General features: G+C 71.3%; 18 protein-coding genes and 1 pseudogene (1 of these 19 cut by a window edge). 7 read left to right on the top strand and 12 right to left on the bottom strand.

Translation table 11 applies throughout. The features are described from left to right. Positions 1 to 862: the 3' portion of an RDD family protein gene (locus ACYUED_RS16825; RefSeq protein WP_491293090.1), read on the top strand. The gene continues 143 nt to the left of window position 1, outside the view; only the last 862 of its 1,005 coding nucleotides appear in the window; the start codon falls outside the window, past its left edge; its stop codon occupies positions 860 to 862. A gap of 69 nt (positions 863 to 931) precedes the next feature. Here the strand turns inward: ACYUED_RS16825 and ACYUED_RS16830 are convergent, their stop codons facing one another. Continuing rightward, entirely contained in the window at positions 932 to 1,546 is a 615-nt protein-coding gene (locus tag ACYUED_RS16830) for a hypothetical protein (RefSeq protein ID WP_491293091.1), read from the bottom strand. 175 nt (positions 1,547 to 1,721) lie between these two features. Further along, a complete protein-coding gene (gene ahcY / locus ACYUED_RS16835; RefSeq protein ID WP_491293092.1) occupies positions 1,722 to 3,179 on the bottom strand; it encodes an adenosylhomocysteinase in 1,458 nt (485 codons plus the stop codon). A 469-nt stretch (positions 3,180 to 3,648) separates the two neighbouring features. Here ahcY and ACYUED_RS16840 point away from each other — a divergent pair, with 469 nt between their 5' ends. Then, positions 3,649 to 5,790, top strand: a complete 2,142-nt coding sequence (locus tag ACYUED_RS16840; RefSeq protein ID WP_491293093.1) for a fructose-specific PTS transporter subunit EIIC — start codon at positions 3,649 to 3,651, stop codon at positions 5,788 to 5,790. A 106-nt stretch (positions 5,791 to 5,896) separates the two neighbouring features. Continuing rightward, the gene (gene lepB, locus ACYUED_RS16845; RefSeq protein WP_491293094.1) at positions 5,897 to 6,577 is read left to right on the top strand and encodes a signal peptidase I; all 681 of its coding nucleotides are present in this window, start codon (positions 5,897 to 5,899) and stop codon (positions 6,575 to 6,577) included. A gap of 4 nt (positions 6,578 to 6,581) precedes the next feature. Here the strand turns inward: lepB and ACYUED_RS16850 are convergent, their stop codons facing one another. The 7 genes and pseudogenes from ACYUED_RS16850 to ACYUED_RS16880 form a co-directional block, all read right to left on the bottom strand. Further along, positions 6,582 to 7,562: a cation diffusion facilitator family transporter gene (locus ACYUED_RS16850; RefSeq protein ID WP_491293095.1), complete on the bottom strand. Its 981-nt coding sequence runs from the start codon at positions 7,560 to 7,562 to the stop codon at positions 6,582 to 6,584. A gap of 136 nt (positions 7,563 to 7,698) precedes the next feature. Continuing rightward, a complete protein-coding gene (manA, locus tag ACYUED_RS16855) occupies positions 7,699 to 8,850 on the bottom strand; it encodes a mannose-6-phosphate isomerase, class I (RefSeq protein ID WP_491293096.1) in 1,152 nt (383 codons plus the stop codon). 85 nt (positions 8,851 to 8,935) lie between these two features. Continuing rightward, positions 8,936 to 10,066: an SIS domain-containing protein gene (locus tag ACYUED_RS16860; RefSeq protein ID WP_491293097.1), complete on the bottom strand. Its 1,131-nt coding sequence runs from the start codon at positions 10,064 to 10,066 to the stop codon at positions 8,936 to 8,938. A gap of 73 nt (positions 10,067 to 10,139) precedes the next feature. After that, complete coding sequence (locus tag ACYUED_RS16865) at positions 10,140 to 10,310, bottom strand: Trm112 family protein (RefSeq protein ID WP_266681024.1); 171 nt, start codon at positions 10,308 to 10,310, stop codon at positions 10,140 to 10,142. 233 nt (positions 10,311 to 10,543) lie between these two features. Further along, entirely contained in the window at positions 10,544 to 11,908 is a 1,365-nt protein-coding gene (locus ACYUED_RS16870; protein WP_491293098.1) for a phosphomannomutase/phosphoglucomutase, read from the bottom strand. A 128-nt stretch (positions 11,909 to 12,036) separates the two neighbouring features. Continuing rightward, positions 12,037 to 13,687, bottom strand: a pseudogene (locus ACYUED_RS16875) (L-lactate permease). Between the two features lie 107 nt (positions 13,688 to 13,794). Continuing rightward, positions 13,795 to 14,169: a DUF3499 domain-containing protein gene (locus tag ACYUED_RS16880; protein WP_491293099.1), complete on the bottom strand. Its 375-nt coding sequence runs from the start codon at positions 14,167 to 14,169 to the stop codon at positions 13,795 to 13,797. Between the two features lie 343 nt (positions 14,170 to 14,512). Here ACYUED_RS16880 and ACYUED_RS16885 point away from each other — a divergent pair, with 343 nt between their 5' ends. Continuing rightward, a complete protein-coding gene (locus ACYUED_RS16885; protein ID WP_491294290.1) occupies positions 14,513 to 14,971 on the top strand; it encodes a metallopeptidase family protein in 459 nt (152 codons plus the stop codon). 69 nt (positions 14,972 to 15,040) lie between these two features. Here ACYUED_RS16885 and ACYUED_RS16890 read toward each other — a convergent pair whose 3' ends face one another. The 3 genes from ACYUED_RS16890 to ACYUED_RS16900 all read right to left on the bottom strand — a co-directional run bounded on the left by ACYUED_RS16890 (position 15,041) and on the right by ACYUED_RS16900 (position 20,649). Continuing rightward, positions 15,041 to 16,573, bottom strand: coding sequence for a DUF5719 family protein (locus ACYUED_RS16890; RefSeq protein WP_491293100.1), 1,533 nt, complete (start codon positions 16,571 to 16,573; stop codon positions 15,041 to 15,043). Beyond that, positions 16,570 to 20,208, bottom strand: a complete 3,639-nt coding sequence (locus ACYUED_RS16895) for a glycosyltransferase family 2 protein (protein WP_491293101.1) — start codon at positions 20,206 to 20,208, stop codon at positions 16,570 to 16,572. The genes ACYUED_RS16890 and ACYUED_RS16895 overlap by 4 nt, the downstream gene beginning before the upstream one ends. A 177-nt stretch (positions 20,209 to 20,385) precedes the next feature. Beyond that, on the bottom strand, positions 20,386 to 20,649 hold the full coding sequence (locus tag ACYUED_RS16900; protein WP_003975777.1) for a WhiB family transcriptional regulator: 264 nt from the start codon (positions 20,647 to 20,649) through the stop codon (positions 20,386 to 20,388). Positions 20,650 to 21,299: 650 nt separating this feature from the next. Between ACYUED_RS16900 and ACYUED_RS16905 the strand changes: the two genes are divergently transcribed. Genes ACYUED_RS16905 through ACYUED_RS16915 form a run of 3 tightly spaced genes read left to right on the top strand, consistent with a single transcriptional unit; the run spans position 21,300 to position 24,140 of the window. Then, positions 21,300 to 21,806: a cysteine dioxygenase gene (locus tag ACYUED_RS16905; protein WP_491293102.1), complete on the top strand. Its 507-nt coding sequence runs from the start codon at positions 21,300 to 21,302 to the stop codon at positions 21,804 to 21,806. Positions 21,807 to 21,840: 34 nt separating this feature from the next. Then, positions 21,841 to 22,800: a 2-phospho-L-lactate transferase gene (cofD, locus tag ACYUED_RS16910; protein WP_491293104.1), complete on the top strand. Its 960-nt coding sequence runs from the start codon at positions 21,841 to 21,843 to the stop codon at positions 22,798 to 22,800. Continuing rightward, entirely contained in the window at positions 22,797 to 24,140 is a 1,344-nt protein-coding gene (locus ACYUED_RS16915) for a coenzyme F420-0:L-glutamate ligase (protein ID WP_491293105.1), read from the top strand. Before cofD ends, ACYUED_RS16915 begins: the two co-directional genes overlap by 4 nt. Positions 24,141 to 24,279 lie beyond the last annotated feature (139 nt).

Consider the following 24,279-nt stretch of genomic DNA (forward strand, 5'->3'; position numbering starts at 1 on the left):
GGCTTCGCTGGACGACGCGGCGCAGACCGCTGTGTCGATCGCGAGCTTCGTGCTGGTGCTGGTGGGCGGGCCGATCGCGGTCGAGACGCTCAGCCATGGGCGCTCTCTGGGAAAGATGGCGTGCGGGTTGCGCGTGGTGAGGGACGACGGAGGGCCGATCCGGTTCCGGCATGCACTGGTTCGGGGCGGGATCGGGTTCGTGGAGATCGTGATGACGTTCGGAGTCATCGCCTGCGTTGCGTCCCTTGTGTCGGCTCGTGGGCGGCGGCTCGGCGACGTGTTCGCCGGGACTCTCGTCGTACGGGAAAGGATGCCTGTCGTTCCGGCGGGCTTCGTGCCTCCGCCGCCGCTCTGGTTGGCCGGAAGGTTCTCGGAGGTTGATCTGTCAGCCGTTCCCGACGGCTTGTGGCTAGCGGTCCGTCAGTACCTGACGCGGATGCAGCAGCTGGATCCGCAGGTCGGCTCGGCCATGGCGGAGCGCCTCGCTTCGGATCTCGCGGCCCGTACGGGGACACCGGTCCCGCAGGGTGTTCCTTCGGCGGCGTATCTGGCGGCCGTGGTGCAGGAGCGGCAGACCCGGGAGGTGCGACGGGCAGTCGCGAACGGCACGTCAGTCCGGGGCCAGGCTGTTGCGCCGGGTTCCTTCGGGCGTCCTGCGGGATTTTCTCCGGTGACGGCACCGCCGCCTGCGGCTCAGGTCGCGCGGGCGGCCGCGGACGAGCATGAGGCCGAAGCTCCGACACATGCGGTTTCGGCACACGGGGCCGGGTCGACCGGTTCGCAGGTGGGGCCGCCTGCCGACCGTCCGTCCAGCGGGGCGAGTGGGAACGCCGAGTCCAGCGGGTTCGTACCGCCCGCGTAACCCCGCCGAGGGTGCGGCTGCCTCGCGTCGGGTTTGCCCGCCTCCTCTCTCAGGCGGCGGCCCTCTCGCTCAGGTGAAGGTGGACGGCGGTGACTCGAGGTCTTCCAGCTCGATGCCGGGCGCCCCGAGGACTACGTCGCCGGCGATGTGTACGGCGTGCTGTTCGCCCGTGTCCAGGGCTGTGACCTGGTATTCGTCCACGGTCAGGGGGGCGTTGTCAGTGGCGTGTGTTTCTCTGTTCACCAAGGTCCAGGACTGGTCCACGGTGCGCGGGGCGAGGACGGGGTCCGTGAAGGCGACGAGGCGTACGCGGGTTGCTGAGGCGGAAGGGGTGAGGCGCAGGAGACGGGTGGTGGCGACGAGGAACGCGGGGGATGTGCCGGTGAACGCGTGGGCGGGGACGTTGCCCTCAATGGCATCAGCCCCGGTGGGGTCCGTGCGGACCCAGGTGACGCCTTCGAGAGCGGCGCCCCGGACCTGCCAGCCGGCGGCGTGGAGTTCGAGGCGGAGGGGGCGGCCGAGTTCGTCGAGGGTGAGGTCGACGGAGCCGCGGTGATCGCCCGAGGGGGTGGTCAGTTGGGACACGTAGCGCCAGCCGGAGGGGCCGGGGGCGCAGTGGAAGTGCTCTTCTGCGAGGGGGGTGTGATCGTGCGGATCGTGGAGCGAATAACGGCCGCGGGGCATGAGGGTCCTGGGTGTTGACGGGCTGGTCCGGTTGACGGCCGGGTCAGGCCGACCGGCCGCAGAGCCAAAGCGGCAGGCCCCCGGCACGGGGGTGCGGGGGCCTGCCTCGGAGGGACTTGCTGCTGGTGGGCGCGTCAGCGCACCGACGCGCCCACCACGTGCTGCGCCGGGCCGCTCAGTAGCGGTAGTGGTCCGACTTGTACGGGCCCTCGACCTCGACACCGATGTACGAGGCCTGCTCGGGGCGGAGCGTGGTCAGCTTCACGCCGAGCGAGTCCAGGTGGAGACGGGCGACCTTCTCGTCGAGGTGCTTGGGCAGCACGTAGACGTCGGTCGGGTACTCGTCGGGCTTGGTGAACAGCTCGATCTGGGCCAGGGTCTGGTCCGCGAACGAGTTGGACATCACGAACGACGGGTGGCCGGTGGCGTTGCCCAGGTTGAGCAGGCGGCCCTCGGACAGGACGATCAGCACCCTGCCGTCGGGGAACGTCCAGGTGTGGACCTGCGGCTTGACCTCGTCCTTGACGATGCCCGGGATCTGCGCCAGGCCGGCCATGTCGATCTCGTTGTCGAAGTGGCCGATGTTGCCGACGATGGCCTGGTGCTTCATCTTGGCCATGTCCGAGGCCATGATGATGTCCTTGTTGCCCGTCGTGGTGACGAAGATGTCGGCCTTGTCGACGACCTCGTCGAGGGTCGTGACCTGGTAACCGTCCATCGCCGCCTGCAGGGCGCAGATCGGGTCGATCTCGGTGATGATCACGCGGGCGCCCTGGCCGCGCAGCGACTCAGCACAGCCCTTGCCCACGTCGCCATAGCCGCAGACGACCGCGGTCTTGCCGCCGATGAGGACGTCGGTGGCGCGGTTGATGCCATCGATCAGGGAGTGGCGGCAGCCGTACTTGTTGTCGAACTTCGACTTGGTGACGGCGTCGTTGACGTTGATCGCCGGGAACAGGAGGGTGCCGTCGCGGTGCATCTCGTACAGGCGGTGGACGCCGGTGGTGGTCTCCTCGGTCACGCCGCGGATCTCCGAGGCGAGCTGGGTCCACTTCTGCGAGCCGTCGGAGATGGTGCTGTGCAGGAGCTCGAGGATGACGCGGTGCTCGTCGGACTCGGCCGTGTCGACGGACGGGACCTTGCCGTCCTTCTCGTACTCGACGCCCTTGTGGACGAGGAGGGTGGCGTCACCACCGTCGTCCAGGATCATGTTCGGGCCGCCGGTGGGGGTGTTGGGCCAGGTCAGCGCCTGCTCCGTGCACCACCAGTACTCCTCCAGGGTCTCGCCCTTCCAGGCGAAGACCGGGATGCCCTGCGGGTTGTCGGGCGTGCCGTTCGGGCCGACGGCGATGGCGGCGGCCGCGTGGTCCTGGGTGGAGAAGATGTTGCAGGACGCCCAGCGGACCTCGGCGCCCAGGGCGACCAGGGTCTCGATGAGGACGGCGGTCTGCACGGTCATGTGCAGGGAGCCGGTGACGCGGGCGCCGGCCAGCGGCTGCGCCTCCGCGTACTCCTTGCGGATCGACATCAGGCCGGGCATCTCGTGCTCGGCGAGGGTGATCTCCTTGCGGCCGAAGACGGCCAGGGAGAGGTCGGCGACCTTGAAGTCCTGTCGGTTGTCGACAGTCGTCATTGCTAGCTGCTCCTCGGGTTTGGGGCGAGGTGGGTACGGCTGGTCTGCGCGGCGGCGGACACAGGGGTGCCCGAAGAGGACACAGGCATGCCCGGTGCGCGCAGCGCAGTCCGTCGGAGGCCCTCTCTCCCTCGGTCGGTCCCTTGTGGGACCGCCCGACCGCCATCAGCAGCGACGTCTGGCTCCGTCCCAAGCTACACCGGTCCGCCCGGCCGTCCCCAGTCCACATCCGAACACATCACGTCGATCACGGCGAACGGCGGGTGGGGAGGGCGAGGGGCGGGCAGCGCGATAACAGGACACGTACGAACGGGAGAACAGGAGTCAACAGAACGGCTCAGACAGGCACTTTTGCCTCTTTGAGGCGAGCGTCAGGTGGTGCAGGATGCCTGGAGATCCGAACTCTCTGATCGATCTCGCGGGGCGTCCGGGACGGCGTTTCGCGCGACAAAGGCGTTAGGAGATCGACGTGACCATTCCGGCCGGCCCTCCCCCCACGGGCGGCGGTGAAGGCGAGAGCAGGAGCGTGAAGCTGCTCGCCGTGACCGCGTGCCCGACCGGCATCGCACACACGTACATGGCCGCGGAGAAGCTCGCGCAGGCCGCCGCGAGCCGTGGCATCGACATGAAAGTGGAGACCCAGGGATCCATCGGGGCTGAAAACGTCCTCGATGACAACGATGTCAGCAGCGCGGACGGAGTCATCGTCGCCGCGGACAAGGATGTGGACCTGAGCCGTTTCGCGGGCAAGCGGGTGCTCAAGGTCGGGGTGGCGGAGGGCATTCACCATCCCGAGCGGCTGATCGAGCAGGTGCGGTCGGCGCCCGTGTACCGGCCCGGGGGCGGGGCGGCGCCGTCGGCCGGTGGTGGCAAGGAGCGGAGCGTCGGGTACAAGGCGCTGATGAACGGGGTCAGCTACATGATCCCGTTCGTGGTGGTCGGCGGGCTGCTGATCGCGATCTCGCTGTCGCTCGGCGGGCACGCGGACCCCTCGGGCGGTCTGGTCATCCCGAAGGACTCCTTCTGGATGGACGTGAACAACATCGGCGTGATCGGTTTCACGCTGATGGTGCCGATTCTGTCCGGGTACATCGCGTACGCCATCGGCGACCGGCCTGCGCTCGTGCCGGGCATGATCGGTGGCTGGATCGCGAACACGGGGTCGTTGTACGACTCCAAGGCGGGCGCGGGCTTCATCGGGGCGATCGCGACCGGATTCCTCGCCGGGTATCTGGTGTTGTGGATCAAGAAGGTCAAGGTCCCGAAGTTCGTGCAGCCGATCATGCCGATCATCGTGATCCCGATCCTGGCGACGACGGCGCTCGGGATGTTCTTCATCTACGTCATCGGGAAGCCGATCTCGTGGGTGTTCGAGCATCTGAACAGCTGGCTCAGTGGGATGACAGGCACGAGTGCGATCCTGCTCGGCGCGATTCTGGGGCTCATGATCGCGTTCGACATGGGCGGGCCGGTCAACAAGACGGCGTTCCTGTTCGGCGCAGGGCTCATCGCGACCGGCAGCCAGACGGTCATGGGTATGTGCGCCGCCGCGATCCCGGTCATGCCGCTGGGACAGGGACTGGCGACGTTGATGCGCAAGCGGCTCTACACCGAGCAGGAGCGGGAGACCGGTCTCGCGTCCCTGTTCATGGGGTGTTTCGGGATCTCCGAAGGCGCGATTCCGTTCGCGGCGGCACGGCCCGCGCAGGTCATTCCTGCCAACATGCTCGGCGGCGCGGTGGCCGGTGCGGTCGCCGGGATCGCGGGTGTGAAGGACGCGGTGCCGCACGGCGGACCGATCGTGGCTGTGCTGGGTGCGGTCAGCGGCGTGCCGATGTTCTTCGTCGCGGTGGTGGTCGGCACGGTGGCCACGGCGCTGACGACGGTGGCCCTGGTCGACATCAGCGAGCGCAAGCGGCGCGCCGGCGCGGAGCCGGTGGTCGGTGCGGGTGTGGACGGTGTCGAGCCGGCGTCATCGTTGGTCCCGGCCGGCGTGGGTGCGTCGTCGGGTTCGGGCGCGCGTGCTGTCGTAGCGCCGCAGGCCGTACGTGGATCCGCGTCGGCCGGTGCGGGCTCGGGTGGCGGGAATTCCGCTCCTGGGGCCGAGCCGACCGGTTCCGCCGACACCGACGCAGGTACCGGTGCCGAAGGTGCCGATGTCCTCTCCGGCTATCTCACCGAGCGGACCGTCAGCATCCGGCTCGACGCGCAGGAGAAGGAGGCTGCCATCCGGGAGATGGCGGGGCTGTTGGCGCGCAGCGGCAAGGTGGCGGACGAGCACGAGCTCGTGCGGACCGCGCTGCGGCGCGAGGAGCAGGGCACCACCGGGCTCGGCGAGGAGATCGCGGTTCCGCATGCCAAGACGGACGCGGTGACCGCGCCGGTCGTCGGGTTCGCCCGGTCCGACGAGGGCGTCGAGTGGGGCTCGATGGACGGTACCAAGGCGCGGCTGGTGTTCATGATCGCCGTACCGGAGGCGGCGGCGGGCGATGAGCACCTGCGGATTCTGGCGTTGCTGTCGCGGAAGTTGATGGACGCCCGGTTCAGGGAGCGGTTGACCGCCGCGGAGGACGAGCGGGCCGTGCTCGACGTGCTGGGTGACATCGGGTGATCTGAAACATGCTGGTGCGGGGCCGTGCGCCGAGCGCCGTGCGGGCCCGCACCGGGTGTTCACAGAGACCGGTTATTCTCCGCGCCGCGGATGGGGAGGAAGTGAAATGGCGCGCAGAGGGCGGGGACTGGGGATCGCGGCGCTCGTGGTGGGGTTGCTGGGGTTGATGCCGGCAATCGGCACCTTCGTCTACGGGCGCGGTGCGTACGGCGTGGGCACGCAGCCCAGTGGGAGCATGGCGCCGACGTACAAGGGGGGCGAGCGCATCGTGTGGGAGCAGGTGGATGGCAGCGATGTGCGCCGCGGTGACGTCGTGCTGTTCTCCGCGCCGGAGCGCTACGGCGCGGAAGGCGTCCACATGCAACGGGTGATCGGGGTGGGCGGCGACCGCGTGGCCTGCTGCACACGCGTGGGCTCCCAGGAGCGGGTCACCGTGAACGGAAAACCGATCAAGGAGCCTTACGTCAGTGGGGGCGACGCCGACGGTGGGCACGGGCAGTACGACGTGAAGGTGCCGCAGGGGCGGCTGTTCCTGCTGGGCGACCACCGTGCCGACGCGATGGACTCCCGTTTCTTCGCCAAGGACCACGGCAGAACAGTGCCCGTGGACGCCGTGCGGGGCCGGATGACGGACGACCGTACGATCCTGGTTCTGCTGGGCTCGGCCCTGCTGCTCGGCGCGGTGCTGTTCCTCACCGGCATCGGGCTGGGGATCGGCTTCCTGGTGGTGCGGAGGCGCAGGGCGCCGCCGCTGCCGCCCTGGCCCACCCAGCCGGTGCAGGTCTGAGCGCTCAGTGTTCCGCCGGGTGCGGCGCCGGTCCCCCCGGCGTCGCCTCGCGGTCCGGGCCCTTGACGGCCTCGGACTCGCTGTAGATGTCCGGCTCGAGGTAGATGACGCGGGCGATGGGGACGGCGGCGCGGATACGGGTCTCGGCGGCGTTGATGGCGGAGGCGACCTCGGCGGCCGTGTCGTCGTGCTGGACGGCGATCTTGGCGGCGACCAGCAGTTCCTCGGGGCCGAGGTGGAGCGTGCGCATGTGGATGATGCCGGTGACCGTGGCACCGTCGACCACCGCGGCCTCGATCTTCTTGACGTCTTCGGTGCCGGCGGCCTCGCCGAGCAGCAGGGACTTGGTCTCCGCGGCGAGGACGAGCGCGATCAGGACGAGCAGGACACCGATGCAGACGGTGCCGATGCCGTCCCAGACGCCGTCGCCGGTGAGCAGGGCGAGCCCGACGCCACCGAGCGCGAGGACCAGACCGATCAGCGCGCCGAAGTCCTCCAGGAGGACGACCGGCAGCTCGGGCGCCTTGGCGCGGCGGATGAACTGTGACCAGGACAGCGTGCCCCGCAGTTCGTTGGACTCCTTGATGGCCGTGCGGAAGGAGAAACCCTCGGCGATGATCGCGAAGACGAGGACGCCCACCGGCCAGTACCAGTGCTCCACCTGGTGCGGGTGGCGGATCTTCTCGTAGCCCTCGTAGATGGCGAACATGCCGCCGACCGAGAAGAGGACGATCGAGACGAGAAAGGCGTAGATGTACCGCTCGCGGCCGTAGCCGAAGGGGTGTTGCGGGGTCGCCTCGCGCTGGGCCTTCTTGCCGCCGATCAGGAGCAGTGCCTGGTTGCCGGAGTCGGCGAGTGAGTGGACGCCCTCGGCGAGCATCGACGACGAACCGCTGAACGCGAACGCCACGAACTTCGATGCCGCGATCGCGAGGTTGGCGCCGAGTGCCGCCACGATCGCCCTGGTGCCGCCTGACGCGCTCATGTGTTCGCGTTGTCCCTTCGCCTTCGTACGTACGCCGTCCGGGGCTCCGCCTCGTCGCGGCTTTGCCCGTCCTTTGCCGGTGGGCCATTCTTGCAGCCCTGTCCGGCGACGGCGCGTCAGGTATCCACAACCCCGGTCATACGATCACAGTGGCCCGGAAGATGGTGCCCGCTCCGGACACTTCCGCCTTCTCGCCCGCCGGGACGAAGACCGACTGTCCGGGGCCGAGTTCGTGTCCGTCCGCCCGCACGCCACCGGCCGTGCAGAGCAGGATCTGCGGGGTGGCCCGGGTGAGGTCGCGAGGGGCGCCGCCTTCGGGGAGGACGTACCTCGACAGCCGGAACTCGTCGATGGGGGTCTCGTAGACCTCCTCGTCGTCCGTTGACGCCTCGGGTCGCAGGACGCCCGGGTCGCCGGCCTCGAAGCGGACGATGCGCAGGAGTTCGGGGACGTCGACGTGCTTGGGGGTGAGGCCGCAGCGCAGGACGTTGTCGGAGTTGGCCATGATCTCGACGCCCAGGCCGTTCAGGTACGCGTGCGGGATGCCCGCGCCGAGGAACAGGGCCTCGCCCGGCTGCAGGCGGACGTGGTTGAGCAGCATCGCGGCGATGACGCCTGGGTCGCCCGGGTAGTGGTGGGCGATGTCCGCGTAGGGCGCGTACCGGCCACCGAGGCGGGTGCAGGCGGCCGCGGCCGCGGCGACCGTGTGGTGCATCTCCTCGGGGTCGGCGGTGAGGACCGCCGTGAGCACCTCGCGCAGGGCGGCGTCCTCGGGGTGGGCGTGCAACAGGTCGACATAGGGCTTGAGGGAGTCGACGCCCAGGCCGGCGAGCAGATCCGCGGCCTGCAGCGGGTCCCGGAAGCCGCACAGGCCGTCGAACTCGGTGAGCGCGCAGATCAGTTCGGGCTTGTGGTTGGCGTCCTTGTAGTTGCGGTGCGGCGCGTCGACGGGGATGCCGCGGCGCTCCTCGTCCTCGTAACCCTCCCTCGCCTGGGCGAGGTTGGGGTGCACCTGGAGGGAGAGAGGGCCGCCGGCGGCGAGGATCTTGAGGAGGAAGGGCAGGCGGGGGCCGAACTTGGCGACCGCTGCCGGGCCGAGTTCCTTCTCCGGGTCCGTGTCGACGATCTCGACGAGCGTGCCGCGTTCCGTGCGCGAGGGTGCGCCCGGGTGGGCGCCCATCCACATCTCCGCCTGCGGTTCACCGCTCGGCTCGACGCCGAGGAGGGTGGGGATGGCGGTGGTGGAACCCCAGGCGTAGGGACGGATGGTGTTGTCCAGGCGGTCCATGCGGTTGCGGTTCTTTCTGCCGGTTCGTGTGCGTACGACTGCTCGTCTTCGCGTGCGTACGGCGGTCAGAGCGTCGGCGTCAAGATCAGGCCCCCGAAGCGAGCGCCAGGTAAACGGCGGCGAAATCCGTGATGGCGATCAGTTCGGCGAGGGTCTCCAGTTCGCCGCCGGGCTCCGGCTCCAGCTCGCTGATCGGCGTGTCGTGGCTGAGGGCCAGTTCACGGGCGGCGGGGGCGGCGGTGAGGCCGCCGAGCGGGCGGTCGCGGAGCAGCACCACGCGTGCGTGCAGTGCGGGCGCTTCCTCGACGCGGTCGCGGAAGAAGTCGTCCGGGTCGGCGCTGGCGGCGAGCGGACCCGCCAGCAGGGCACTGTGCGCGGCGAGCGCTTCGGGGAGTTCGGCCACCATGGCCGGGCGGCCGGAGAGTTCGGCCAGGGCGGCGGCGAAACGGCGCCCTGCGGGGCCCGCTGAGACCCCCTCGGTCCATACGACGGGCAGCGCGTCGGCGAGTTCGGCGGCGAGCGTCTTGGCGGGGTTGCTGTAGGTCACGATGGCGGGCCCGCAGCGCTCGGCGATGTGGTCGAGACGGTCGGCGATCTTCTCGATGGCGTCCGGCGGGGCGGTGACCAGGCCAGTGCGGTCGAGGAGGGCCAGAAGGGGCGTGAGCAGCGCCCACAGGACTCCGGGGGCGGAGGCGGCGAACTGCTGTTCGTCCTGTTCGTACGGGGCTGTCGCCATCGGTACGAACAGGCCGTGGGCGCCTTCCACCGCCTCGGTGAGCGGGGTATGGGCGGGGGCGACCGCGACGACCGTGCAGCCTCGGCGGTAGGCCGAGTCCGCCAGCAGCGACAGGCCCGGTTCGGAGCCGTCGGGGGTGGTGATCAGCAGCAGGTCGACCGAGCCGGCCCAGCCGGGAAGCTCCCAGCGCAGGGCGCCCGCCGCGGGGGCGACGCCGGTGGGGGCGAGGCGGATGACGGGGCTGCCGGGGCCTGCGAGCGTGCCGAGCAGGTCGGCGACGCAGGTGGCGGCGGCGCCGGGGCCCGCGATGAGGACGGCGCGCGGGCGGCCGTCGGGCTTGAGGTCGGCGACGCCTGCCTCGGCTGCGTGCCGTGCGGCCGTGCGGACGCGGGCACCTGCCTCGGCGGCTCCGCGGAGCAGGCTGCGGCGGTCGGCCTCCGAGAGGGCCTCGGGGGTGTCGAGCAGCGATTCGTCGAGCATGGGCGGCAGCCTCCGATCGCCGGGGGTCTTGGGTGCGCCCCGGGGGTTCGTGCGCGAGTGGCGGGGCTCGGCCTTACGCGGGGCGGCGGGCCTCGTCGACGAGCAGCACCGGGATGCCGTCGCGAACGGGGTAGGCCAGGCCGCAGTCCTCGCCCGTGCAGATCAGCTCGGCTTCCTGCTCCTTGAGCGGGGCGTGGCAGGCCGGGCAGGCGAGGATCTCCAGGAGACCGGCTTCGAGCGGCATGGGTGTGTCCCTTCGAGGGCGGGGGCGCGTGCGGGTGCTTGAACATGTGCTTGTGCGGATGTGCCTGGTCAGGGTACCGCCGTGGGGGGTGGCGCGTCGGGGTTGGGGCGAGGTGGGGGCGGAGGCTGCCGGAGGCGCTGCAAGAGGGGACGGTTCCCGCCGGGAGGCGCCGCCCCTCTGACCTCCGATCGGCCTGAACATCTCGCCCTCGAACGCCGGACGGGCCGGAACGGTCAGGCTCGGATGACTGCCAGGACCTCGTCCCGCACCCTCGTCATCGTCCCCTCGTCCCTCGCCTCCGCGTTCAGTCGAAGGAGCGGTTCCGTGTTGGAGGGACGGACGTTGAACCACCAGTCGGTGGAGGTGACCGTCAGGCCGTCGAGTTCGTCGAGGGTGACGTCCTCGCGGGCGCCGTACGCCGACCTGATGGCGGCCAGGCGGTCTGCCTGGTCGGCGACCGTGGAGTTGATCTCGCCGGAGCCCACGTAGCGGTCGTACTCGGCGGTGAGGGCGGAGAGGGGGCCGGCCTGGCCGCCGAGGGCGGCGAGGACGTGCAGGGCGGCCAGCATGCCCGTGTCGGCGTTCCAGAAATCCTTGAAGTAGTAGTGGGCGGAGTGCTCTCCGCCGAAGATCGCGCCCTCCTCGGCCATTTCCGCCTTGATGAAGGAATGGCCGACGCGGGTGCGGACCGGGGTGCCGCCGTGCTCCTTCACCACCTCCGGGACCGACCAGGACGTGATCAGGTTGTGGATGATCACGCCCTTGCCGCCGTTCCTCGCGAGCTCGCGCGCGGCCACCAGTGCCGTGATCGCGGACGGGGACACCGGGTTGCCGTGCTCGTCGACCACGAAGCAGCGGTCCGCGTCGCCGTCGAAGGCGATGCCGAGGTCGGCGCCCTCCTCCCGGACGCGCTGCTGCAGGTCGACGATGTTCGCCGGGTCCAGCGGGTTGGCCTCGTGGTTCGGGAAGGTTCCGTCGAGTTCGAAGTACATGGGGACGACGGTCAGGGGCAGGCCCGCGAAGACCGTGGGGACCGTGTGGCCGCCCATGCCGTTGCCCGCGTCGACCACGACCTTCAGGGGGCGGATGGAGGCCAGGTCGACGAGTGAGCGGAGGTGGGCCGCGTAGTCCGACAACGTGTCACGCTGCGTGATCGTTCCCGATGTCGCGGCCGGCTGCGGAGCGCCCGACTCCGTCCACTGCTCGGCCAGTTCGCGGATCTCGACCAGGCCCGTGTCCTGGCCGACCGGCGCTGCTCCCGCGCGGCACATCTTGATGCCGTTGTACTGGGCCGGGTTGTGCGAGGCCGTGAACATCGCGCCCGGGAGGCCGAAGGCACCCGAGGCGTAGTACAACTGGTCCGTCGAGCACAGGCCGATCTCGGTCACGTCGGCGCCCTGTGCGGCCGCCCCGCGCGCGAAGGCACGCGACAGGCCTGGCGACGACGGTCGCATGTCGTGGCCGGTCACGATGGCGTCCGCCCCGGTGACGCGGACGAAGGCCGCCCCGAAGAGTTCGGCCAGCGGCTCGTCCCACTGGTCCGGGACCACCCCGCGTACGTCGTACGCCTTCACGATCTGCGACAGATCAGCAGCCACGGCCAACCCTCCTGAAGTCCTATCGGTCGCCCCAAACTACCCGTACCGGATGGCCGTGCGGCGTGCGGACGCCGAGTGGACTCCCAGCCGTAACCTCAGGTCAGAGCCGGGTGAGAGATCGGGAAGAGTCAGGGCAGCATCCAGCCGAGGACCGGCGAGCTCTGAGCCGTCACGATCAGGCACATCGCCGGCAGCAGGCCGAGGCTCCAGGGCGGCAGCACCTTGCGCAGCGGATCCCCCCTCGCGGCCCGCAAGACCCACGGCCGCACACGCGATGGCGAGGTTCTGCGGCGTGATCATCCTGCCGAGGACGCCGCCCGAACTGTCGGCGGCGGCAAGGAGTTCGGGCGACAGGCCCGACTCACGGGCGGCGGTCACCTGCAGCACCCCGGACAGCACGTGGCCTACGTGTCCGACCGGAGACCGCGACTCCGAACCCAGCCCAGCACCGGCGGCAGGAAGGCGAGTCCGGCTCCCGCCACCGCCACGAAGTGGCCGATCGTGCCCGCCTGTCCGGCGAGGTTCATGACCTTCGCCGGCGCCCACACGGACGTCGCGGCCGAGCCCACGAACCTCAACTCGTGGACGGTCGGGGCCCATTCCGGAGCGCCACGCGCGCGTGCACGCCGAGGACGACCGCCGTGCACACCCCGGCCAGCAGCGCGAGCGTGCAGCCCGTCGACACGACGGGCCACGTGAAGGCATCCACCGACCGGCTTCCCGTCCGGCCCGGCGACGTCCAGGAACGGCCGGTTGTGCATCTGCGTCGTCTCGGCCGGCCGGTCCTTGACCGCCGGGATCTGCGCGACGGAGGAGATCACGACGATCAGCGCGTACGGGGCGTACGCGCGCAGGACCTCGCGCCGCGGGTCCCGTTCGTCCAACTCCTCGCTGCGCGCGCGGGTCAGCACGGACGCGCGTACGGGCTCGGTGGCGGGCACGCGTGCGTGCGGTACGGCGACCAGGGCGCCGGCGCCCGCCAAGGAGGCGCCGATGTCGGCGAGTTGCGCGGAGACGTAGTTGGAGGCGCGAACTGGACCACGGCGAAGGCGACTCCGCACACCAGGGCGGGCACCGAGGTCTCGCGCAGACCGCGCCGTCCGTCCACCAGCCGGACCAGGACGAGCGGAACCACCAGTGCCGGCAACGGAGTCCGACGTCCCACCACGGAGGCCACGGAATCCAGCGGCAGTCCTGTCACCTGCGCAAGCGTCACGACCGGCGTGCCCATCGCACCGAACGCGACCGGCGCGGTGTCGGCGACGAGCGCCACGACCGCGGCGCGTCCCGGCTCGAAGCCCATGGCGACGAGCATGACCGAGCAGATCGCGACCGGCGCACCGAATCCGGCGAGGGCTTCCAGGAGCGCGCCGAAGCAGAACGCGACGACGAGCGCCTGGATGCGCGGGTCGTCGGAGAGGCGCCCGAAGGAGCGGCGCAGGGTGCCGAAGTGCTGGGCGCGGACGGCCATCCGGTACACCCGCAGGGCGTTGACGACGATCCAAGGCTGGGGAGGAGGCCGAAGACTGCTCCCTGGACGGCGCTGGAGAGCGTCTGATCGAGCGGCATGCCGTACGGCGAGCAGGCGACCGGACCGACCGCCGGAAGCCCCGTCAGGCCCGCCAGGTGCGCCTTCATGCCCACCCCGCCGAGCAGGATCAGAACGATCAGCAGGGGCAGGGCCGCGACGAGGGCGGACAGGCCGAGCGAGCCGGCGACGGGTTCCGGTTCCTGGAGGTGCGCGGACGTCTCCCTGGATTCCGGCGTACGGAAAGCGATTTCCCGCCGATTTAAACGGAATGGTCGTGTCCACGGCGAGGGTGCGTCAATGCGGGTGCGTCACCGGGTGGCTCGCAGGGAACGGCACAGAGAGCTGCCGGCTGTTCTCAGTTGTCCGGAGACCGCAGTACTCGCAGGTGGCCGCGCCGCGCGACCTCCATGGGGTCCGCCCCGCGGGCCCCGCCTCCGGCACCGGCCGCCCGCTCCTGGGGACGGGCCGCCTCACGCACCGCGTTGGCAAGCGCTTCCAGATCGTCGCCGCTGGGGCGGGCCGGGGCGGAGCCGTCGAGGAGCCGCACGACCTCCCAGCCGCGGGGGGCGGTGAGGCGCTCGGAGTGCTCGGCGCACAGGTCGTAGCAGTGGGGTTCGGCGTAGGTGGCGAGCGGGCCGAGGACCGCGGTCGAGTCGGCGTAGACGTACGTCAGCGTCGCGACGGCGGGACGGCCGCAAGCGGTGCGCGAACAGCGACGTACAGGGCTCACGACGTTGGACGGTACCGCACTCTTGAGCGGGCCGCGACGACTCCCCCTCAGGTCAGTCCACCGTGTCGTGCTGTGAAACGGACCACACCCTTTCCCCCGCACACCTCGATGACCTGCAAGGACGCACGTTCACAGGACGTCGGACGATCGCACACCCGATCAACACTCCGTACAAACAGAGTCAATTGCCGCGATATCGCCGGTCTCGGAGAGATACGGAAACGAGCCCAACCTTGGCTGGAATGGTCATCCTGCGACATGCCGTCCGGGGGGCTCCGAGGCCGTCCGGCAAGCCGCGTGGGGCACGGCGTCCGGTCCCGGCGGGGACTACGCTTCACCAGTGATGGACAACCCCGTACCGCCCCGTGCCGCCGCCCCCGGGCCCCGCCGTCGTGATCGCCACGGTCGCGGCATGCGCGGCCCGATCGCGCCGCCCCAGGTGCCGCTCTCCGCGAGCCGTGCCGAGGCGTTCGCGGATCTGGTGCAGGACTCCGTGGAGCGGCTGGAGCGGCGCTGGCCGCAGCTCGCCGACATCGATTTCCTCGTCATCGAGGTGCCGCGTCTGGACGGCCCCGGTCACGCCTGGAACGACGAGTCGGTTCCGCTGGGCGGCACGATTCCCTCCCGGGAGGGACGGCCGGCACGCGTGGTCGTGTACCGGCGGCCGGTCGAGATCCGCACGAAGGGGCGCGACGAGCGGGCCGCGCTGGTGCACGAGGTCGTCGTCGAGCAGGTGGCCGAGCTGCTGGGGCTGACTCCGGAGACGGTGGATCCGCGCTACGGCGAGGACTCAGAGGGCTGAGCGGTCCGACTGGACTGAGCGGGCTGAGCCGGCGAGGACGGGACGGCCTTCGCCCTCGCCCGGCAGCAGCTATTTCTGCAGTACCGACAGATCCTGGTCCGCCTCCGGCACCGCGACCGTCCCCCGGTCGTCCGGCAGCGTCTGCACCGTGAAGCCCGGGACTCCGTCCTCCGTCGCCGCCAGCGTCCGGGCCGCGTAGACCGGGCCGCCGGACACGCGCTCGACCGTCAGCGCGTACGTGCCCTTCAGGCCGCTCGGGACCGGGGCTTCGACGTCCTGGGAGGTGCCCGCCTTGATCGTGTACGTCTTGGACACCGCCGTGCCGCCCTCGCTGCCCGCGGACGCGGTGACCTTCACCTGCGCGGTGCGGGTGGGCGCCGTGAGCGACAGCGTGGTGCCCTTGCCGCTGTTGTCGGCCGACGTCGCGCGCGTGCCCACCGGCCTCGTGGCCGGGATGAACGCCGTCTCCTGCTTGTCGCCCTTGCCCCGCACGACCCGCAGCGCCGCGACGACCGGCACGGACTCGTCGGTGGGCGTGAGGACCAGGGAACCCGCCTCACCGCGCGTGACGTCACCGAGGTCGACGGCGGTGGTCATGCCCGCCTTCACATGCAGCGTCTCGTTCCCCGCGGGCGTGATCTGCCCGGACGGGGAGGCGAGCCGCAGCTTCAGATCGGCGTCCGCTTCGCCGGGCGTGAAGGCGACCAGGCGCACGGAGGTGGCGTCCTTCGGGATGCCTGGCAGGACGAGACTGCCCGCCGGGTCCGTGGACGCGGCCAGCCAGTCACCGCCGAGCTTGTCGTCGAGGGCCTGTACGGCGGCGCCGACGCGTCCGCTGCGGACGTTCACGTGGACGGTGAGGTTGGACTGCTTCTCGTCGGTCAGCGTGGAGAGCAGGACCGGGTCGCTGGAGTGCGGCCCGACGGTGATGCCCTCCCCCACCGTGGACTTGAGGGCGCCGTCCTTGCCGTAGAGCTCGACGTCGACGACGGCCGCGGAGTCGTCGGGGTTGGTCAGGTGGACGTAGTCGGTGCGGGAGGCGTCCGTGCTGGCGCCCGGGAACCAGAACTCCGTGTCCGGCGCGGTGCAGTTGACGCCCTGGAGGCCTCGGCCGGTGCCTGCGGCGACCTCGGTGGTCTCCTGCACCGTCCAGCCGGGCGCGAACCTGCCCTCGGCGGTACCGACGAGCGCAGGAGTGTCGGAACCGGAGCTGTCGCCGGTGACGGGCTTGCCCGGCTCCTTCGGGGTGAGGACCGGCTTGTCGGCCGTGCCGGTCTTCTTCTTGCCGCTCGCCTTCCCCTTGCCGTCCGTCTTGCCACTGCCGCCCGCCCCGTCGGCCGACTGCTCCGTCGCGGGCCGGAGTTCGCCCTTGCCCTCGCTTCCCGTGCCCTTGGTGAAAGGCGTGAACGAGGTGTACGACGTGTCGGCCAGGTCGGAGGCGCTGGGCGCCGGGCACAGCAGGCTCGTGCGCTCCACGGGCAGTTCGGCGGCCGCCTTGGCGGTGTCCGCACCGGAGGCGCCCGGCGCGGTGAGCGAGGCGAATCCGGTGATGGCGGCGAGCGCGGCCGTGCCCGCGATCAGGGAGATGGTCGTGCGGTTCACTGCTGACTCCCGTCGGGGCGCTCAGGGGCGTGCGGCTGCTGCTGCGCCGGGTCGTACGTGGGGTCGTAACCCTGCTGGTACGACGGGTCGTACGCGGTCTGGTCGTACGTCCCCTGGTGCGCACCGCCGTACGCGTACGGGTCGTACTGGCCGCCCTGGTACGGGTCCGCCTGGTACGTCTGGTCGTACGTGCCCGCCGGGTACTGCTGGGCGCCCTGGTACTGGTCGTTGCCGTAACTGCCGTACTCGGCACCCTGGTAGGCGGCCGCGTCGTAGTCGCCGTAGGGCTGCTGGTGCGGGACTGCGACGGGTGTCTCCTCCGCAGGAGGAGACGGAAACTCCTCGCTCCGGCCGGGCTCTTCGGCCTCCGCCTGGGCGCGCAGGCGGCGGGCGCGGCGGCCCTCGCCGGCCACGGGCTGCGCGGGGACGGCCGGCTCCTCGGGGAGGTCGTCGTCGATGTCTCGGCGCCGGCCGGGCAGGGCCAGGACGACGAGGACGAGGACGAGGAAGCCCTGCGCCCACAGCCACGCGGTATGGGTGACCGGGTCGTCGTAGGTGACGTCCAGCCTGCCGCCGGATGCGGGGAGCCGGAAGCCCTGGGCCCAGCCGTCGACCGTGGTGCGGGCGAGCGGCTTGCCGTCCAGGGTGGCCGTCCAGCCCTCGGCGGCGGTGTCGGCGAGGCGCAGGACGCGCCCGTCCGAACCGGCCGGGACCGTGGTGTGGATCTCGACGGGGCCCGCGGCGACCGGCTGCGCCGGGCCGGAGGCGGCGGCGATGGTGGCGCGTGCGACCTCCTGGTCGACCCGCCACAGGGCGCTGCCGTCCTGCTGACTCAGGCGCGAGAGGCCGGGTGTGGCGTCCAGGACGCGGGTGACCTCGCGGGGCGCGCCCTTGTGGACGAGGACATAGCGGACGGCGAACTTGCCGAGCTGGTCGGCCTGGTCGGCGCCGGAGCCGGCGACGAGGTTGGCGACGACCTTGTCGAGCCGGCTGTTCTCGCCGTCGGCCGCGGCGGTCTCGGCGTCGCCGAGGCGGGCGCCGGAACCGCGGACCAGGGTGTAGCCGACGCGGGCCGTGGAGTCGCTGTCGAGTACGAGCGTGCGTGCCTGGTCGCGGGTGCCGCTCTCCTCGGCGACGAACGCGGGCACCTGCACGGGGTCCTGTCGCTCGACCGGTCCGGCGGCGCCGCCGATCATCCAGCCGACGGCGATGGCCAGCGGGCCCGCGAACGAGGCGAACGCGATCAGCGCGGCCACCGGCTGGCGCCAGCCGAAGCTCTGCTCGGCCACACGCGCGCGTGCACCGTCGGCCCCGAGGACGGCGGCGGTCAGGAGGGCGAGGCCGTAGACGAGGGTCGCCGGGCCGGCCCAGGCCGACCTGTTGGACAGGACCGCGAAGACCAGGCCCACCAGGGCGACCGCCCAGGCCGTCCAGATGCCGAACTGGCGCTCCGAGCGCAGCAGGGCGGCCAGCGCGGCCAGGACGACGCCGATGAGCATCAGCCCGCTGACCGTGCCCGGGCCGCCGGGGCTCGCGCCGAGCAGGTCGAGGGCGGAGGCGGCCGAGGAGCCGTACTGCAGCCCGGCCTCATGGAAGAAGCCGAACGGGAGCAGCGACAGCGACCACGGAGCGAGGATCAGCAGGGGGGTGCCGAACTGGGCCAGGAAGCGCAGACCGTGGGCGGTGATGTCGCCGCGGCGCACGGCGAGCAGGGCGATGCCGAGGATCAGCGCGATCGGCCACACGATCGGCGTGAACGCGGTGGTGATCGTCAACAGCAGCGCGTACGCCCAGGTGGCGCGCCAACTGCCGCGCGCGCCCGAGGCGTTCGTGAGGCCGCCGGCCGCGGCGCCCGCGCGGGCGATGAGCGGCAGCAGGACCGCCAGCACGGCGGTGCCGATGCGGCCGCCCGCCAGCGCGCCCGTGGCGGCGGGCAGGAAGGCGTAGACGACGGCCGCCCACGCGCGCAGGAGGCGCGACTCGACGAGCGGACGGGAGGCGAAGTAGGCGGTGACGCCGGCCAACGGCACCGAACCGACCAGCAGGACCGTGACCGCGAGGCCCGTCGAGCCGAACAGCGCCGAGGCGAGCATCGCCACGATCGCGAGGTACGGCGGCGCGGACGGGGAACCGCCCGCACCCACGGCGTGCCAGGAGTCGAGGTAGCGCGACCACAGCTCACCGGAGTCGGCCGGGGCGGGCAGCAGGGCGCCGCCCGCGAGCGCGCCGCCGCCGAGCAGTGCGCGGCAGGCGACCAGCGAGACGAGCAGCAGCACCAGGAACAGCATCGGGCCGGGCTTGCGGCCGATGCGCTTGAGGCGGGCGAACTGCTCGATCTCCAGGAAGTCGGCGTCGTCGCCGCCGGGCCCGGACTCGACCGCGCCCCCGTGCCGTCCGGCTCCGGAGGTCACCTCGGGGTCGGAGCTGTCGACGAAGTTGCCCGCGACCTGCTCGACGGTGGCCCGCACGGTCGCGCCGGGCGGTGGGAACAGTGCGCGCAGCTCGCCCTTGTCGATCTGCGGATTCCCACGCCTGCGCCGTCCGGCGATGATCCGCTCGGGGCGCAGCAGCGTGCCCAGCAGACCGCGGATCTCGTCGAGCGCCTGTCCGGGGACCTTGCCGACCAGGTAGGCGACGGTGCGCAGGAGGGTGCCGACCAGGAGGCGCACCAGCACCCAGGGCAGCATGGCCGTGCGCGTGTTGACCAGGAGGGTGTAGGCGGCGCCTGCCTTGTCGACCTTGTGCGGGGAGGCGACGGTGCGGCCCCCGCAGTCGACGGTGCGGCGCTCGCGGGAGGCGGCCTCGGCGTGTCGTACGACCGCTTCCGGGGCGACGAGGACGCGGTGGCCGGCGGCATGCGCGCGCCAGCACAGGTCGACGTCGTCACGCATCAGGGGCAGACGGCGGTCGAATCCGCCGAGTTGTTCGAAGACGTCGCGCCGGATGAGCATGCCGGCGGTGGAGACGGACAGGACGGTCCGGACGTGGTCGTGCTGTCCCTGGTCCTGTTCGCGCCGGTCCAGGCCGGTCCAGCGGCGGCCGGAGTGGGCGATGCTGACGCCGACTTCCAGGAGCTGGCGGCGGTCGTACCAGCCACGGAGCTTGGGGCCCACGACGGCCACGTCGTCGCGGCCGAGTTCGAGTTCGTTGTCCACGACGCGCAGCAGCTGGGCCAGGGCGTCGGGTTCGGGGGCGCTGTCGTCGTGCAGCAGCCACAGCCACTGGACCGGTTCCCCGTACGGGAGTTCCGGCATGTCGTAGGCGTCGTCGCGCCAGCTGCGCGTGACCGGGTCCCAGCCGCTCGGCCGCTTCAGATAGGGCAGCTCTTCAGGGGTCAGGACGGGGGCGGTCCGTGCCGCCTCCTCGACGGCCTGGCCGAAGCCGGTGCGCCGGGCGAGGTGCAGCACCCGGTCGGCCCCGACAGCGTCGGTGAGCAGCTGGGCGGAGGCGTCCGCGCTGCCGGTGTCGGCGGCCATGGCGAACTGGACGGGACGCTCCTGGCCGAGCAGCCCGGCGAGCGCGTCGGGCAGCCAGCGGGCGCCGTCGTGGGAGACGACGACCGCCGTCACCACGTGACGCGGAAACTCTGGAGCGGCAGCGTCGTGTTGGGCTGCCGTGTGGCTGTGCACGGACATCGAGGTACGGGCCCCGGTTCGATGGACTGCGGTGGACGTCTGTGCCGCCTGTGGGCGGCGAGGCGTCTCGGACGAACGACCACACTATCGGCTGGGCATGGCGGCGGCCCGCCGCCTGTGGATAACCCACCTGCGACGGGCCGTTCGGTTGCTGTGTGAGGGTGTGGGGCCGTCCGGTCAGACGGCGGCCTTCTTCAGTCGACGTCGCTCCCGCTCGGACAGGCCGCCCCAGATGCCGAAGCGCTCGTCGTTGGCAAGGGCGTACTCAAGGCACTCGGAGCGGACTTCACAGGCGAGGCAGACCTTCTTGGCCTCACGGGTGGAGCCGCCCTTCTCGGGGAAGAAGGACTCGGGGTCGGTCTGGGCGCACAGCGCGCGCTCCTGCCAGCCGAGTTCCTCGTCCGCGTCGTCGACCAGCAGTTGCTGCACCAGCTCGGTCATGTGCGCCCCTCGTCTGTCTTTCGCGTCCCCGTGATGTAGCCGTTACCGATCCCGGCTGAACGACACGAGTGAAATTACAAGTGTGCTGCTCCGGGCGAGTCAAGCCGAGATCTGCTATTGGGTCCCTTATTCACTCTGCGGAACCAAGGCCATGCGGAAAGTGTTCAAATCGGCATAAACCTTGTCATGCAGACGAGGCCCGGAAGGGCCTCCACCCCCGCGCAGAACCTGTATGGGGAAGGACGCCCGGAGATCCGATCTCGTTCCATGCGCACCTCGGAGCGAACCGGATCACAGTCGGATCACGGGATCGCAACGAGGTTTATGCGCCCGGTTGTGCGCCATGTGTCCCGGTTGGCGGCTGCACAAACCTTTCGCCTGGGACATGGACCGGATGAGGTGAACCGTGTCCCACATACCGGGCGTCGAGTTGACAGTGAAGGTGTGAGCCGCTGTCCTTGTGGGCATGCTCGCGAACTTGGCACTCACCTCGACCCGCACCGCCGGGTCCCTCGGTGCTGCCCGTGCTCGCTGTAGCTGTTGTTGCTGTTCCAGCTGTTGAGCCCCACCTGCTCCAGCTGTAGGTCCGGTCTTTTGTGACCGGGCTCCCGTTCCCTCTGACCTTCTTTCACTGAGGAACCACCGCACCCATGAACAGCGACAACGACCTCCAGATCGCCGGCGACATCCTCGAAGTCGCGCACCTGCTGCAGCCGCCGCGTGAGCACCCGGCCACCGTGGCCGAGTTCGTCGGGCTGGCGCGCTCCGTCGCCGCCGACCGCGCTCAGTGGGAGCACCTCGTCGAGTACGACGCCACGGCTCGCTGGTACCACCGGCTGCGCACGGGGCCGGGCTACGAGGTGTGGCTGCTGTCCTGGGTGCCCGGTCAGGGCAGCGGGCTGCACGACCACGGCCGCTCCTCCGGGGTCCTGACCGTCCTGGAGGGCACGCTGACCGAGCGAACCGAGCGGGGCACGCGCGCGCTCCGCGCGGGTGCGCAGCGGGTGTTCGCGCCGGGATACGTGCATGAGGTGAGCAATGACGCGCTGGAGCCGGCGGTCAGCCTGCACGTCTACTACCCGGGTCTGACCGAGATGCCGATGCACACGTCCCCGCACTGCGAGGCGCGCACCGAGCCGCGTCCGGTGACTGCCTGACGCGGCTGTCGTACCCGCCTGCAAGACTTGGCCCATGCGCATTGTGGTTCTGGCAGGCGGCATCGGTGGTGCCCGGTTCCTGCGCGGTCTGAAGCAGGCCGTGCCGGACGCGGACATCACCGTCATCGGCAACACCGGGGACGACATCCACCTCTTCGGGCTGAAGGTCTGCCCGGACCTCGACACGGTGATGTACACGCTCGGCGACGGCATCAACGAGGAGCAGGGCTGGGGACGGGCGGACGAGACCTTCCACCTCAAGGACGAGCTCGCGGCGTACGGCGTGGGGCCGGAGTGGTTCGGGCTCGGCGACCGGGACTTCGCCACGCACATCGTGCGGACGCAGATGATCAGCGCGGGATATCCGCTGAGCGCGGTGACCCAGGCGCTGTGCGACCGGTGGAAGCCGGGCGTGCGGCTCATCCCCATGACCGACGACCGGGTCGAGACGCATGTGGCCGTCGTGGTCGACGGTGAGCGCAGGGCGGTGCACTTCCAGGAGTACTGGGTGCGGCTGCGGGCCTCGGTGCCGGCCGAGGCGGTCGTGCCCGTCGGGGCCGAGCAGTCCAAGCCGGCGCCGGGTGTGCTGGAGTCGATCGCGGAGGCAGACGTGGTGCTGTTCCCGCCCTCGAACCCGGTCGTGTCCATCGGCACGATCCTCGCGGTGCCCGGTGTCCGTGAGGCGATCGCCGAGGCCGGGGTGCCGGTCGTCGGCCTCTCCCCCATCGTCGGGGACGCGCCCGTGCGCGGGATGGCCGACAAGGTGCTGGCGGCGGTCGGCGTGGAGTCGACGGCCGCGGCGGTCGCCGAGCACTACGGCTCAGGGCTGCTCGACGGCTGGCTCGTCGACACCGTGGACGCGCACGTGGTGGAGCGGGTCGAGTCCGCCGGGATCCGGTGCCGGGCCGTGCCGCTGATGATGAGCGACATCGAGGCGACCGCCCGGATGGCACGCGAGGCACTGGCACTCGCGGAGGAGGTGCGGGCGCCGTGAGCAGCGGGAATTCCGGGGGTGCCGGGGCCTTGGCAGGAGCCGAGGCGTCCGGTTACCGGGTCTGGGCCGTGCCCGGGCTGCCCGAGGTCGCACCGGGTGACGACGTCGCCAAGCTGATCGCCGCCGCCGAGCCCGGGCTCGTCGACGGGGACGTCCTGCTCGTCACCTCGAAGATCGTGTCCAAGGCGGAGGGGCGGGTCGTCGAGGCGGACGACCGGGAGGCCGCCATCGACGCCGAGACCGTGCGGGTCGTGGCGCGGCGCGGCGCGTTGCGGATCGTCGAGAACCGCCAGGGGCTCGTGATGGCCGCGGCCGGGGTCGACGCCTCCAACACCCCTTCGGGCACGGTGCTGTTGCTGCCCGAGGACCCGGACATGTCCGCCCGCGCGATCCGGGACGGCGTGCGGGACGCTCTCGGCGTCGAGGTCGGCGTCGTCGTCACCGACACGTTCGGGCGACCGTGGCGCTCGGGTCTCACGGATGTCGCCATCGGCGCCGCCGGTGTGCGCGTACTGGACGATCTGCGCGGGGGCACGGACGCGTACGGCAATCCGCTCGGCGCGACGGTCGTGGCGACGGCGGACGAGTTGGCCGCGGCCGGAGACCTGGTCAAGGGCAAGGCCGCCGGGCTGCCCGTCGCCGTGGTGCGCGGGCTGGGGCACGTGGTGGCCGAGGACGACGGGGAGGGGGCGCGGGCCATGGTGCGCGGCGGACGCGACGACATGTTCCGGCTGGGGACATCCGAGGCGATCCGTACGGCGGTGACCCAGCGCCGTACGGTGCGGGCCTTCACCGACGAACCGGTCGACCCCGGTGCCGTACGGCGGGCGGTCGCGGCGGCCGTGACCGCTCCGGCGCCGCATCACACGACGCCGTGGCGGTTCGTGCTGCTGGAGTCGGAGGCCGCGCGGACCGCGTTGCTGGATGCCATGCGCGACGCCTGGATCGCCGATCTGCGGCGGGACGGGAAGGGCGAGGAGTCCATCGCCAAGCGGGTCCGGCGCGGAGACGTGCTGCGGAACGCGCCGTATCTGGTGGTGCCCTGTCTCGTCATGGACGGGTCGCACACCTACGGGGACCCGCGGCGGGACGGGGCCGAGCGGGAGATGTTCGTGGTCGCCGCGGGCGCCGGCGTGCAGAACTTCCTGGTCGCGCTGGCCGGGGAGCGGCTGGGGTCCGCGTGGGTGTCCTCGACCATGTTCTGCCGGGATGTGGTGCGGGAGGCGCTGGGGCTGCCGGAGGACTGGGATCCGATGGGAGCGGTGGCGGTGGGGCATCCGGCGGAGGAACCTCGGGCCAGGCCGGAGCGGGAGCCGGGGAGTTTCATCGAGGTACGGTGACGGTCCGCCGGGGGCGTCGGGAACCTACGGTCCGTGAGGGTCGGGGTCCTGTGTGCGGCTGCGGGCCTGTGGGCTCGTGGGCTTGTCGCGCAGTTCCCCGCGCCCCTTCAGGGCGTTGCGCGCACCGGCAGTCTTGTGT

This window comes from Streptomyces sp. DF42 (assembly GCF_058267695.1).